At 46.2% G+C, this 14,208-nt stretch carries 11 protein-coding genes; 6 read left to right on the top strand and 5 right to left on the bottom strand.

Going from position 1 to position 14,208, the window contains the following annotated elements; all coding sequences use genetic code 11:
- Positions 1-288 precede the first annotated feature (288 nt).
- Positions 289-1,458 carry a serine hydrolase gene (locus PMI05_RS01620; RefSeq protein ID WP_007716394.1) on the bottom strand — a complete coding sequence of 390 codons (1,170 nt, stop codon included), beginning with the start codon at positions 1,456-1,458 and terminating at the stop codon, positions 289-291.
- Positions 1,459-2,370: 912 nt separating this feature from the next.
- Here PMI05_RS01620 and PMI05_RS01625 point away from each other — a divergent pair.
- Positions 2,371-4,404 (top strand): DNA mismatch repair protein MutS, encoded by a 2,034-nt coding sequence (locus PMI05_RS01625; RefSeq protein WP_007716396.1) that lies wholly within the window; start codon positions 2,371-2,373, stop codon positions 4,402-4,404.
- Positions 4,405-4,483: 79 nt separating this feature from the next.
- Here the strand turns inward: PMI05_RS01625 and PMI05_RS01630 are convergent, their stop codons facing one another.
- From PMI05_RS01630 to murB, 3 genes are all read right to left on the bottom strand, one after another.
- Positions 4,484-5,674: a multidrug effflux MFS transporter gene (locus PMI05_RS01630; RefSeq protein WP_007716398.1), complete on the bottom strand. Its 1,191-nt coding sequence runs from the start codon at positions 5,672-5,674 to the stop codon at positions 4,484-4,486.
- A 186-nt stretch (positions 5,675-5,860) separates the two neighbouring features.
- Complete coding sequence (locus tag PMI05_RS01635) at positions 5,861-6,214, bottom strand: iron-sulfur cluster assembly accessory protein (RefSeq protein ID WP_007716399.1); 354 nt, start codon at positions 6,212-6,214, stop codon at positions 5,861-5,863.
- A 22-nt stretch (positions 6,215-6,236) separates the two neighbouring features.
- On the bottom strand, positions 6,237-7,139 hold the full coding sequence (murB, locus tag PMI05_RS01640) for a UDP-N-acetylmuramate dehydrogenase (RefSeq protein WP_007716401.1): 903 nt from the start codon (positions 7,137-7,139) through the stop codon (positions 6,237-6,239).
- Positions 7,140-7,359: 220 nt separating this feature from the next.
- Here murB and PMI05_RS01645 point away from each other — a divergent pair, with 220 nt between their 5' ends.
- Positions 7,360-7,995, top strand: a complete 636-nt coding sequence (locus PMI05_RS01645) for a metalloregulator ArsR/SmtB family transcription factor (protein WP_007716406.1) — start codon at positions 7,360-7,362, stop codon at positions 7,993-7,995.
- Between the two features lie 53 nt (positions 7,996-8,048).
- Entirely contained in the window at positions 8,049-8,966 is a 918-nt protein-coding gene (locus PMI05_RS01650; RefSeq protein WP_007716408.1) for a phosphotransferase, read from the top strand.
- A gap of 54 nt (positions 8,967-9,020) precedes the next feature.
- Here the strand turns inward: PMI05_RS01650 and PMI05_RS01655 are convergent, their stop codons facing one another.
- Complete coding sequence (locus tag PMI05_RS01655) at positions 9,021-10,565, bottom strand: sigma-54-dependent Fis family transcriptional regulator (RefSeq protein WP_007716410.1); 1,545 nt, start codon at positions 10,563-10,565, stop codon at positions 9,021-9,023.
- Positions 10,566-10,825: 260 nt separating this feature from the next.
- On the opposite strand from PMI05_RS01655, the gene fmdA reads away from it, so the two are divergent.
- From fmdA to PMI05_RS01670, 3 genes are all read left to right on the top strand, one after another.
- The gene (gene fmdA / locus PMI05_RS01660) at positions 10,826-12,007 is read left to right on the top strand and encodes a formamidase (protein ID WP_007716413.1); all 1,182 of its coding nucleotides are present in this window, start codon (positions 10,826-10,828) and stop codon (positions 12,005-12,007) included.
- Positions 12,008-12,043: 36 nt separating this feature from the next.
- Entirely contained in the window at positions 12,044-12,355 is a 312-nt protein-coding gene (locus PMI05_RS01665; RefSeq protein ID WP_007716415.1) for an FmdB family zinc ribbon protein, read from the top strand.
- 210 nt (positions 12,356-12,565) lie between these two features.
- Entirely contained in the window at positions 12,566-14,185 is a 1,620-nt protein-coding gene (locus tag PMI05_RS01670; RefSeq protein ID WP_007716417.1) for an AraC family transcriptional regulator, read from the top strand.
- The last annotated feature ends 23 nt before the right edge of the window (positions 14,186-14,208 follow it).

The raw sequence follows: 14,208 nt of genomic DNA on the forward strand, positions 1-14,208 counted from the left end.
TAGTATATCAGAATTTTTTTATTCAACGTAATAGAGATATTTTGAAAGAAATACAGTACCAACATCCGCCGAACGCAAGCAGAAACAACGGGCAATGTTACGCATTAGTGGCGCATAAGCCCTTGTATAGCGCGGGTTTTCCGGACGCGTTTTGAGAGGGGCAAGGTTTAAAAAGTTGCCGACGAAATCCCAAAAATCCCCAATCCTTTTTTAAAAGTAAGTTGGGGATTTTGAACCAGAAAGGTATATTTTTAACTATGAAAACTATGACAAAATTTCCCTTTTTTCCTACTTGCTAAATTCAGCAAGTAAAATATTTGTAAAAGGATTAGGACTGTTATCTCTACCTAAACTGTTCAAACTGACGACCAACGTATGCTTGCCTCCAGGTGTACCTCCAGCAAAAGTAGAAAACCCTAGAATGCCACCTGTGTGTCCCCATATCGAGACACCGTTTGGAAGCTTAAATTCAATGATTCCAAGACCATATCCATCCATTCCTGCTTTTCCTGTAGGAACTGTAGTAAGCATTTCTTTTAGTTGCTGTTCCTTTAGTAATTTGCCACCGAGCAAGGAAGAGAAGAATTTATTTATGTCGTCAGCAGTAGAAATCATATCTCCAGCCGAGCTACCTGCACTTGGGTTATAAAAAGTAACGTCTTTTATCTCACTTGCTTCGTCTGGTTGAGAATATCCCCGAGCATGCTTGGTGCCTGGAATAACGCTTGAATTGCCAGGTAGGAATGTATCCGACAATTCAAGCGGTTCAATAATCCGATTTTCAATCTCTTCCGCGTAGCTGTTTCCGGTTACTTTTTCAATAAGAATCCCCAGTAATACGTATCCTGTGTTTGAATAAGACCATCTCTTTCCTGGGGCAAAGTCTGGGGGCAGAGAAATCCCCATCTTCACTATTTCTTCAGCCGTATACGATTTTTTTGTATCCATAAAATCAGCGTCTTTTGACCTTGAGTATTCAGCGATCCCACTTGTATGATTCAATATTTGCCGGATGGTAATCTGTTTACCATTATATCCGTTTCCTTGAATGACACCAGGCAACCATTTTTCGATGGAGTCGTCTAGATTCAAGCGGTTCTCTCCAGCTAATTGAAGTACAACCGTTGCGGTGAAAGTCTTCGTCACGCTACCAATGCGAAAGCGAAAATCTGTTTCCATTGGTTTCTTTGTGCTCAGATCCGCTACCCCAGCCGCATAACCCCACGTTTTTCCACCCTCAGAAGTTTTAGCAAGTATCCCCGGGAATCCCAGTAGCAATGTTTCCCGCATTGCTTGCTCGACGGAATTATGATCTCGTTGAGTGCTTGTTTGTAACGAACTAGATACATTTTGAGTGGGCTCTGCTTTTACAATTGAGGTTGGCGATGTGTATAGCAGGGAACTTCCAGTTATTACAAGGGTCATACTTGCAAATATAATTTGACTATGTATTTTCATAAGACATTCCTCTTCTCTATTCATATTGTATAGGTGGTTGCTTGTTGTTCCCTATTAATCACACAGCTATCATCTCCACCAATGACAAAATCTCATCATTAAGTTTGTAATCATCTTCATAATTGTTTTACCAACGCCATTCTGTCCTAACAATCGGTAAATTCCTCTTTTTTCACATGTAGGTTCCCCCTAAATGCCTTCTTTTCCTTGAAATACTCTTGTAAACGGGTTTGTTTTTCATATATACGTTATATCTGTTCTGCCTCTCACGCCTACCTCCTGTATATACATCGTACAACACAGTACATCAATTAACAACAGTATATCAACTTTATTCAACGTAGTATCAACAACCGCCGCGCCCCGTTCTTTTTTTGCGCTTATCGTATAAGAGGTTCTGGCCAACGCGAAAAAAGAAAAGCTGACCCTCGCCATTCCATACGGAATCGGCTGCGGATTAGCAGGTGGAGACTGGGATGTGGTACGTAAACAGCTTGACGATATTTTTTCTGGCTATGGCGTAAAGGTGTACAAATTCGAAGCGGATTGACGGCAGAGGATCACATGCGCTATAGTGAAAAGAACCATATCTAGGGAGAGATGTTGATGTCGGCGGTCGTTCTTAACTAAAGCAATTCCATACAGAAGGTCTTGATTCATCTTTCGAAATTTTGCCATGTAGCAAAGTTTCTTTGTGCTGGATGATAATCGGCCTTGGGATTAGTTAAGAACAACGGATATCATACAATGCCTTAGGTGAAAACCCTATCATTGCGCCCAAAATCCGTGCTGTGTTCAGCGCGGTTTTTTATTTGGTTGCGTTTTGTTTAGGTATCCCAAAAAAAGGGCGGAGAATGACATTTGTTCATTCTTCGCCCTTTTTTATTTTTCATAAAAAAGGAGAAATCAGTCATGAATGAAAAAGCATTGCAGCGTCTCGAATACGACAAAATCAAAGAAAAGGTAATGGAATACGCTTTATCGTACGTAGGGAAAAAGCATGTAGAACAAATGATGCCGATGGACTCTGTCAAAGTAGTGCGAAGTAAGTTGGACGAAACAGCAGAAGCCAAGAACATCCTGCAAAATGGAGCTAGTGTACCGATTCCCGCGCTGGAAGGGATGGAGAAGATCCTTTCCCTCCTGGGGACGGGATATGTATTTGGCGTAAACGATTTTACGAATCTGTACCTGTTCCTAACGAGTTGCTCACAGTTAATGAAGTACATGGCGACAAAAGCACAATTGGCGCCACGCGTGAGCACCTACTCAGCATCGATGTACGACGTCCAAAAATTGAAAAATGAAATCGAACAATGCATCCGTCATGGGCAAATTGTCGATTCCGCCAGCAAAGACTTGTTGAAGGTGCGTAAACGCATTGTCGTATTTGAAGAGCGCCTGAAAAGACAACTGGATTCGATCATGAACAAATATCGTTCAATCATGCAAGAAAATGTCATTAGTACACGCAATGGACGCTATGTCATCCCCATCAAAAAAGAACATCGTAAGCAAGTGGCGGGCAGTGTGTTAGATGAATCGGCGAGCGGTCAAACCGTCTATATGGAACCGACGGAGATCAGTACTGTACAGTTTGAACTCACAGCACTCAAGGCAGAGGAAGAACGCGAAGTAACAAAAGTACTGATGCAATTGTCCGCATTCGCAGAAGAATATACGTATGAACTCACCGTGAATGTCGAGACCGTTGGTATGTACGACTTCCTTTTCGCAAAAGCGAAGTACGCATTGGCAATCGGAGGCGCGAATGTCGAACTAAACGAAAAAGGGATCATCGATGTCAAAGAAGCACGGCATCCGCTACTCGGTCCGAAAATGGTGCCGCTGCATATGAAGATTGGTCGAGAGTACAAATCGCTTATCATTACAGGGCCAAATACAGGCGGGAAAACATTGACGCTGAAAACAATTGGGCTCTTAACCATGATGGTACAGTCGGGTTTGCTCGTACCTGTGCAGGAAGGCAGTCGCTTCTCCATTTTCCGCAACATCGCGGTAGATATTGGTGATGGGCAGAGCATTGAGCAAGCATTAAGCACGTTTTCCGCACATATTCATAATGTCCTGGAAATCTTGCAGGTTACAGACGCTTCGACCCTCGTTCTGATTGATGAGATGGCTACCGGTACAGATCCAGGAGAAGGTGTCGCCTTGTCGATTGCGATTTTGGAGGAGCTGCACAGAAGAGGGGCGACGGTGATTGTGAATACACATTTTAACGAGATCAAAAATTTTGCCTCCGCAACTGCCGGGTTCCAAAATGCACGAATGGAATTTGACGAGGAGACCTTGCAGCCACTGTATCGTTTGCGAATTGGAGAAGCTGGCCAGAGCTATGCATTCCTGATCGCACTGAAGCTGGGTATCCCGTCTGAGATGATTCAGCGTTCTCGGGAAATTACTCGGAATGGATTCGCGACTATAACTACCACTACGGAAAGGCTGGAACAATACCAAGACGTTGAGCAGGAAGCGGATGAGGCTCCGAGTTATGTGGAGACACGGGTGATAGAAAAGCCGGAAGAAGCGGAAGCGGAAGTAGCAGTAGAAGCAGAAGGAGATGAGGAGAGACGTGAGCCACTTTCACAGGAGATTTCCGAAAAAGCAGCAGATACGCCAGCCACGCCTGAGCGTGTCAAACCATTTGCTGTTGGTGATTGTGTATTCATTTCCTATCTGGGGAGAACCGGCATTGTGTTTGCTGCGGAGGACTCCAAAGGTATCGTTGGCGTCATGATTCAAAATCAGAAATATAAAATCAACAAAAAGCGCCTCGTCTTGCATATTGAGGGCAAAGAACTGTATCCGGCCGATTATGACATGGACATCGTTTTCGAGACAAAAGAGAACCGGAAGAAACGTAAAATGATGAGCCGCAAGCATGTCGAAGGATTATCGATCGAGACGAAGCGGGAGGAGTGATGAGTACAGGAAAAAAGCCGATTTTCTCTAAGAGAGAATCGGCTTTTTGATGTTGAAGTTGCTGAAAAGAGCGAATAGGCTACTTGGCTGTATGGCTAACCATAATTTGTTTACTAACAAGCACCATCATGATCGCCAATAGCAAGAAGTAGATTGGCATGGTAACCAGCGAGCCGTTATGAAAATAACTCATTCCACTCGTGATGAGGCTGACGATGAGGTAGTAACCCAAACCAAAAATAGCGCCAGCAGTTCCGAGTACATCGCCGTAGTGGACAAGAGCTAAACTCAGGCAGTTTGGAATCGCGATCCCAATCCCCAGCAAAAGGGTAAAGATAGAGGCTACCATGATCGCCATCGAAACAACGGACGGACTCACGCCATACATAGTGAAGCTTGTGAGGCATACTGCCCCTAACGTCGTAACCAGCGAGCCGATTAGAATAATGTTCTCAGCCGGGTATTTGGTTAGCAGTTTTTTCGAGAGTATTGCCCCGATCACAGAAGCCAAAGCTACGAAAATACCCAAGAACCCAAATACACCAGGCGTCATGCCGAAAAACGCAATGAAAATAAATGGCGCTTCGGCATAGTAACTGAACAACATGCCATTTGTCGCTCCAATTAAGAAGCCAAAAGCCCAAATCCTTTTGTCCGTAAAAAGTCGTTTGGCTACAGCGAACGTGTTTATTTTTGAAGCTGTAGACGTTTTGGTCTCAGGCAACGATACAAACGCGTAAGCAAAAATCGCTACGCTCATCGCAATCAGCGTGAAGAAAACAGCCTGATATCCAAACGATTGATCCACCCAACCGCCGATTAAGGGGCCAATTGCAGGCGTAAAAGCGAGAGCAGCTGAAATCTGAGCAAAAACAGCATGACGCTTGGTGGTGTCGGTACTCTCTCGCAAGATGGTTTGGGTTACCACCGATCCTGCACTCGCGCCAAAAGCTTGAATGAACCGGCTCCATAACAACCAGTCAGCCGAATCGGAGAGGTAACAACCCAAACTGCCAAGTCCGTAAACGAAAATTCCCCAGAGCATGGCAGGGCGTCGACCGATAGAGTCAGAGAGTCTTCCCCAGCAAAATACACCAAACGCAAAACCGAGGAAGTAAATACTGAGCGTCAGTTGGATCATATTGTTACTGGCATGAAGGCTATTGGCGATATCAGGTAACGAAGGTGTGTAGATCGTTTCACTAATTTGCGGAAAACCCACCAGGATGATCAACAGTAGCAAAGATGGTGTTGAGATTTTTCTATTCACTTGTCCATTCCCCCTACATTCCGAAAATCTCAAACAGCGTAGGAGGGAGATTACGGGATGGGGGGTTTACATTTGATTAGCCTAGAAAATGAAAGCATATTGTCACCTTACATAAGTAATAGGGGGAATTTTTCAATAGAATAGCATTTGTTGGGAATCGGTGACAAGTCATTTTCGTCTGGTGGTTTACTCACACTTTTCTCTTTTCCCTCGCTGTAAAGCTGTACGAAAGCTGCTTCCACAGCCGCAGGTAGCGATCGCATTCGGGTTTTGGATCGTAAACCCGCCCATCATTCCAGTCTCTTTGTAATCGATTTCGACGCCATCGACATAGGGATAGCTTTCTGGATTGACGACCAGCTTCACACTATCAATATCGATTGTGGTGTCGCCTTCTTGATAAGTATCATCAAAACCGAGTCCGTAGGTCATCCCGGAGCACCCTCCGTCCTTCACGCCAAAACGAATGAAGAGAGAAGAGCTTTCTTGTTCGAGCATATTTTGAATACGAGTGACGGCAGCTTCACTAATTTGAATCATCGTGAGACCTCCCTTTTTATGCTTACTGTTCACCCACGACTACAACTTCAGGAACAAGGTGAATCCCTGATTGGCTGTGAACTTTTTCCTGAATCTTCCTCATGAGTGTCCATACATCAAGTGCGGTGGCATTACCGGTATTCATAATAAAATTGGCATGCTTGCTCGATACTTCCGCGCCACCGTACCGCATGCCCTTTAGGCCAGCATCTTCAATGAGCTTTGCAGCAAAATGGCCTGGGGGATTTCTGAATACACTGCCTGCACAGTCAAAAGGCAGAGGCTGTGTTTTTAAACGTTTTTCTTTATAGTGGTTCCACTGGAGCTTGATGCTTTCGCTGTCGCGCGGAGTCAGTTCAAAAATCGCTTCCGTGATAATGACATCAGTCTCTTGCAAGGAAGAGTGGCGATAAGAAAAATCCATATCTACAGCACGCAGGGAGCGAATGGCTCCAGCTTGCGTGATCACTTCAGCTGAGTGAAAAATGTTCGATATATCCGATCCGTTTGAGCCTGCATTCATATACACAGCGCCGCCGACAGACCCGGGTATTCCGCCTGCGAACTCCAAGCCACTGAGCCTGTGCTTGTTTGCCAATGCTGCAAGCTTGATCAAGGAGTAGGCGGCCCCTGCGTAAATCTGATTGCCCACGATTCGGGCATAGTCCAAAGCCTTGTTTAATTTAATAACCGCGCCACGATAACCCTTGTCTGTGACTAAAAGGTTGGAGCCCTTTCCCATCACCATCCATGGGACATGATGTTCATTCAGCATTTGTAGGACCATGATCAGTTGGGATTTACTGCTCGGTGTAATCAGTAAATCCGCAGGTCCGCCAATTTTCCAGGTAGTATGTGCGGCCAAAGGCTCCTGATAAGTCACTTCGACCTGTCGTTCACGGAGAAGGGAGAATACAGGTTTCATTCGTTTCACCTATCCTTCTTGGAAAAAAGCACCTTGCACTACAATCACAGTATATGCACTATTTTATATATATTCAACTAAAATGTTTAGTAAATTGCAGTTGCGTAGGTTTCGCGATGAACAAAGAGTGTTACTTTATAAACATGTTTGTTGAATTAGTTATACAAAGGACATATACTGTGAGCGTATCGTTCTTTTCCAATAAAGGGGCGAAGAGAAAATGGAGAGATATAGACATCTATCAACACGTGATTACATTCTATTGTTGCTGAAAAGGGAAGGGGAGCTCAGCACAAAGGATTTGCAAAACAGGCTGGAGCTCACAAAGGTAGCTGTCAGCAGGCAAATGATCTACTTGGAAAAAGACGGTTTTGTTGTGTGCAGAGTAGGTCGTCAAAAAGCAGGCAGACCGATGCACTACTATTCGTTGACACAGCAAGGTAACGAACAATTTCCGAATGATTACGGGCAATTGGCCGTGGATTTGATGGAGCATATTGTGCTGGCAGACGGGGAAGACCGAGTGGATCAATTTTTCGCAAGACAGCAAGAGAAGATTATCCAGAAATACGAGGGACAAATGGAAGGAAAAGCGCTATCTGAAAAGGTGGCAGAGATGGCACGCATCCAAGATGAGAACGGATTTATGGCGAGATGGGAACAGGTAAGTGATCAGGAATATGTGATCACGCAGCACAATTGTCCCTATTTTAAAGTAGCAGATCGGTATCAGATGATCTGTACAAGAGAGCTTAATTGTTACCGAGCGTTACTCCAGACGAGTGTAGAACGGACGGAATGTGTGGCAATCGGCGGAAAGAGATGTGTCTATCAGATCCGTGCTACGCAATCGTAGCTGCAAAGCACCATCCCGGCAGATGAAATGACAAATGGGAGGGAACGAACACAATGACCAACTCGAATCCATGGGATGCTGACTGGGAAGTATCTGAACCATTGGCACGCGCACTCATCTTCCGTCAGTTTCCGCAGCTATCTTCTATGCCCATCAAGCTGATCGGCTGTGGTTGGGATAACGTGGTCTTTCGAGTGGGGGGCGAATATGTTTTCCGTTTTCCCAGGCGGAATGTTGCTGTTGAATTGATCAAAAAGGAAGGGGTGCTGCTGCCAATGCTTGCGGCATTCCTGACGATACCGTATCCGAAGCCAGTTTTTTATGGAAAACCAGACGACGATTATCCATTCCCTTTTTTGGGGTACACGTATGTACCGGGAACGTTTCCAAAAGGCTTGACCGACGAGCAGCGTGCTTCATCGGCAGTGGCACTTGCGACGTTTTTAAAAAGTTTGCACACGTTTCCGCCCCAGCGTGCCCACGAGAACGGGATCGAACATGATCACAGGAACCTCCTGGACATTGCACAGAGAAAAGAAAAGATGCAGACGTTCTTGTCTACCTTAGCTGTACATATTTCTGAAGAGGATCGGGATGCGATCGCGAATTATTTAGGACAAATCGTGTTAGACCGAATAAGTCCGCGTGAAGTGCTCCTGCATGGAGACTTGCATGTTAAAAATATGTTGGTAGATGAAGCTGGGCGGATATCAGGCATCATCGACTGGGGAGATCTCAATGTGGGTCACCCGGGAGCGGATTTAAATGTGGCCTACAGTTTTTTACCGCCACAAGCCCGCCAGTCATTTTTTCATGCGTATGGAGAAGTGGATGAAGAGACAAAAATATTGGCCAGGATGATGGCGGTGTACATTCCGATGCTGCTCTGGATGCAAGCTATTGATCACAAGGACGAAGAAGTGGCAGAAGAAGCAAGAATGACCATAAGGCGAGCACTCGCTGACGAATAGGGCATCGGTAAAATGTTTCGGGGGACAAGCTGCTTACGCTCATCCCCCGATTTCTTATCCGATTCCTAACTCTTCCATTTTTCGATACAGGGTGCTTCGTGCAATTCCTAGCTTTTTGGCAGCTGCGCTGATGGACGGAGCTTGTGTGATGGCTTGCTGGATCGTCTGTCTCTCTAATTCGCGCAATAATGGCAAAGGTTCACCGGATGCTTCTTGCAGTCCGTACTGTTGCTGCCATTCACTCGGAAGATGGTGAGAGGTGAGCCACGAATCGGAGTACGCATGTAAAAAGGCTCGCTCTATGATATTGCGCAGCTCACGAATATTTCCTGGCCATGAATGCTGCTGCAAGATTGCTAGGGCAGATTCACAGATGCCTGTCGGACCGCAAGCATATTGGGTATGAAGCTGCTGGAGGAACTCGTCAGCCAATGTTGCAATATCTTCCTTTCGTTCGCGTAGGGGAGGGATGCGTATTTGCAGGACATTGAGCCTGTAGTAAAGGTCTGCACGAAACTGCCCATTTCGTACTTCTTCTTCAATGGAACGATTAGTGGCAGCGATAATCCGAATGTCCAATGACTTTTCTTCGTGAGAGCCCAATCTCGTCACTTTGCGTTCTTCGAGGACGCGAAGCAAAAGCACTTGTAGCTCCATGCTCATTTCCCCGATTTCATCGAGAAATAGCGTTCCTCCATTTGCTGCTTCAAATTTTCCCGGTTGTCCTCCTTTTTTTGCTCCAGTAAAAGCTCCTTCTGTATATCCAAATAGCTCACTGGCGATCAGTTCACGCGGAAGTGCTGCGATATTGACCGCAAGAAAAGGGCCGTCTTTTCGTGAACTAGAGGAGTGGATGGCACGTGCCAGAACTTCTTTGCCACAGCCTGTTTCTCCGAGCAATAACGTATTTGATAGAGATTGTGCTGCGATACGCGCTGTATGTAGTTGGTCGTGATAGAGGGGACTATTCGTATGAATCTCTGAAAACGAGTAACTGCTAGCTGTCTTTGACAAGGCTGACGTGCATGGGCGAATAAAAAAGAGGCGATACCACGTCTTTTCCCCCAGATCGAGTTCCTCCAAGAAGCAATTGGTTAAGCGGTCTTGTTCCCAGTCCGACTCGAGCACAAGGCCTTCAACTAACGAAAATCGTTCTTGTGCCCGCTTGTTAGCAAAAAGTACGACTCGCTCGTCACTAAGTGCGATGAGGTATTCTTGGCTATACTCGGCCCATGCGAAAAGAAGACTCTTCCAATTGGGAACAGAATGAGAGGTATGCCTGAAAGCTGGAACGATAGGATCAGTTTGGAGTGCAGAAGAACGTCGCGTAGTGGAAAGGGATAGCGGCAAAAGTGGCAAAGAGCTATTTTGTAGCAAGTGGATTAGCGCATCTCTGATCAGAGAAAATTCATAGGGTGATAGATTCGCAGAGGCCTGTAATTGCTGATAGAGAGAATGAAAGACTGCATGAGGGATCGCGCGATGATGGGAACGCTCGATTACGGAGGAAGAATCGAAAGACGAGAGCAGTATGCCGGCTTCAAAAATCGTTCTCGCATCCTTTCTTGGTAATAGTTTGTTTGTTCGATCGTGGGACATGTGTCCGACAAGGAAGCAGGGAAACAAACGACACACAATGACGAAAGTGATACAAGAGATGAGAGAATTTTCCGATCAAAGACGGATCAACGGCATGACCTGTTTTGCGACAAGCTCTTTGTATAAGTATACAGGAGAAAATAGCCAAAAGAATCGGTATCATCAAATTTTTATCGGGGCCGGCAAGCATTGGCATGTCATTTGCTTCTTTTGGTGTATGTACGGCATACGCCATTTTGAACATGTGAGGGGGAAGCAGCATGCCAGAAGTTTTATTTCGAGTTGACTTGAACAAACCGATGGAGGAGCAGGATACACCTGGTCACAACAGATGGCATCCAGACATTCCAGCTACCGTTTCCGTGAATCCAGGAGCTGTTTTTCGCATGGAATGTAAGGACTGGACGGACGGGCAGATCGCGAACAACGATGACCCTTCCGACATTCGCGATGTCAATCTCAATCGCGTCCATGTGCTCAGTGGGCCTGTCTGGGTGAATGGAGCAGAACCAGGCGACCTCTTGGTTGTCGATATTCTCGATATCGGGGCACTCCCCCAATCGGAATGGGGCTTTAACGGGATTTTCGCCAAAGAAAACGGCGGGAGCTTCCTCGTCGATCATTATTCGCAAGCGGCCAAGTCGATCTGGGACTTCCACGGCATTTACACGACCTCTCGCCATTTGCCAGGAGTCAAATTTGCTGGCATTCTTCATCCAGGCTTGATTGGTACGGCGCCGTCCCATCAGCTACTGGATCGCTGGAACCGAAGAGAGAGCGACCTCGTAGCGACAAATCCTGAACGAATGCCGCCACTCGCGAATTTGCCGACCTCGCACAGTGCCGTGTTGGGCAGTCTAAAAGGAGCAGAGTTTGATCGGATTGCCAGAGAAGCGGCTCGAACAGTTCCCCCTCGCGAGCATGGCGGAAACTGCGATATTAAAAACTTGTCCAAAGGCACTCGCATCTACTTCCCGGTTTATGTAAATGGAGCGAAGCTGTCGATGGGCGATTTGCATTTTTCACAAGGAGACGGAGAAGTGACCTTCTGCGGCGGAATTGAAATGGCTGGTTGGCTGGATCTTCATGTGGACATCATCAAGGGCGGGATGGCGAAGTATAACATCGTGAACAACCCTGTATTCAAGCCAGGCCCAGTGGAGCCTCGCTATACGGAATACCTCGTTTTCGAAGGAATTTCCGTCCATGAAACGACAGGGCAGCAGCTGTACATGGATGCGCATGTGGCTTACCGCAATGCATGCCTGAATGCTATCGAGTATTTGAAAACAGCAATGGGTTTCACGGGGGAGCAGGCATACATGCTGTTGGGGACGGCACCAGTGGAGGGAAGAATTGCGGGGATCGTAGATATTCCGAACGCGTGCTGCACCTTGTCTATCCCGACAAGCATTTTTGATCGAGATATTTTGCCGAAGTAGCCAAGAAAAAGACCGCGAAAGAAGGAGCCAAATACGATGCCGAGATACGATTACATGTGCGAGGAATGTGGTCCATTTGTACAGTGGTTGAAAATGAGCGAGCTGACAGATAGCGTTGCTTGCCCCAATTGCCAGCTACCGTCAAAGCGTTTGTATGCTGCACCAGGATTGATCATGACACCGCAAGCGCTGCGCCAACGTATCGAGCGTGGTGTGGAACCGAAAGTTGTACGGAAACAAGTGCATTCCCATGAAGGAGTAGGGTGCAGCCATAGTCACGGTAGTCAGGCGCATCGGGGACATAGCCACAGTCGTGGGGGCAAACGCCCTTGGATGGTAGGGCACTAAAGCCCCTTTGCTATTACCGCAGATAAGTGCTTGAGTCATGTGAATAGCCTAAGTGGAAAGAGAAAACGTCGAGTGGTCATCTTGATGATCGTTAGGCGTTTTTTTGCTTTTTCACATTCAAGTGGAATTGCAGTTTTGTCAGGTCTCTCGTACAATTGGTGAGAATTGTTATCAACAGATTGCCACATCATGATTTATGAGGAGCTAGCTATGGGAAAAACAGACAAATATAGTGATCCGAATGTCATCACTGTAAATGATGTGCAAGTTTTGTCCATTTCAAAAGAATGGAAGCTTGTAGAAGCGAGAGATAGAAGCGAACAAATAATCATTTTGGTAATAGAGGGCAGGGCGTCGTTTCGGTTGGATAAGACAGGAGGCATGCTTAACCAGGGAGATTTCATGGTCATATCTCCAGAGGATATGCAGGAAGGGCTCGCCCTTTTGCCCATTACGGAGAGCATCTATGTTTGTTACGTGGCGCTTTTTGCTGCTCATGCCAGAAAAGAAAGGGATGGCTGGCTCATAGACGAAGTGATGCTACCGATCCAGGGGAAGCACCATATCGAAACAATCTCCTTGATTCACCATCACATCGAACAATTGCATCTGGCATGGCGAAAAGATCACTTCGATCAGGCAACCATGCAAATTCTTTTTTGGAAGCTATGGCAAGCTATTATGGCTGGAATTACGCTGCAAGAGAAAAAAACAGATCGTCAGCAACTTCTTCAAGGGATCGCAGAGCATATGGAGCAGCATTGTGAGGAGACTTTTCAGATCGAGGAGATGGCTCGCTACTCAGGAATGACGCCGACCCTTTTCTATCAGCAGTTTAAGGAGTACACCTCGCTCACTCCCTTGCAATTCATCAATCGGAAACGAATGGAGAAGGCCTGTCAGCTTCTGGTGGCGGAGGACGTGATGATTCCTGAGGTAGCTAGTGAAGTGGGATATCGGGACGTGTACTATTTCAGTCGGATGTTTAAAAAGATCGTTGGCGTTCCCCCTTATCGCTTCAAGAAATCGTTACAAAAGAAAATCGCCGTACTCCATCCAGCAATTATCGGTGATCTGCTCGCATTGGGAGTTTCGATCCAACATCTGATCCCCGTTTGGGAAAAGCATCGGCAAAAGAGGCCGTACTCCCAGATGGAAGCAGCCACGCTGGAATTTGACTTGTACCGTCTGCGCCAGATGGAGCCGGATTTGATTGTCGGTACAGATCAGGTTGCACCCTGGCTTGAACAATTGGAAGCCATTGCACCGACACAGCTCATTCCTTTCAAAACAACGACCTGGCGGGATCATTTGCAGCAGATAGCTACTATGCTGGGAATTGCAGAAGTGGCGACGAGTTGGCTCTATTATTATGATCTGAAAGCAGTTGCAGCCCGCGAGCGTATCCGCAAAAAAATTGGGAATGAAACCGTTATGGCAGTGAGGGCTTGGGATGGTGGAGCCCGTATATTTGGTGCGAGAAGGCGGAAAATTTCCGATATTTTGTACGGAGACCTTCAGGTAAGACCTCCGGTGGGAACAGATCATTTTGCCTTTCTGGATATCGAGAGCCTGGATGAGCTTCAAGATTTTCAGGCTGATCATATTCTGCTTTTCGACGAAAGGAAAATTCGAACGGATGTACGGAAGCATCGTTTGAAAGGGAATGTACATCGAGCTGGGGTATATCCTTGGCTGCATTATTCCGCACTAGGCCATGAGCAGGCCATATCAGAGGCGCTCACGCATCTTGCAGAGTCACAGGAATGTACAAAAAAGGAATCAGGTTCTTCAATTTTCTTGCGCCCACAAGTTTGTGATAATGATTGAGAATGAGTATCAATATTGTTGGA

Source organism: Brevibacillus sp. BC25 (genome assembly GCF_000282075.1).
Classification (GTDB): domain Bacteria; phylum Bacillota; class Bacilli; order Brevibacillales; family Brevibacillaceae; genus Brevibacillus.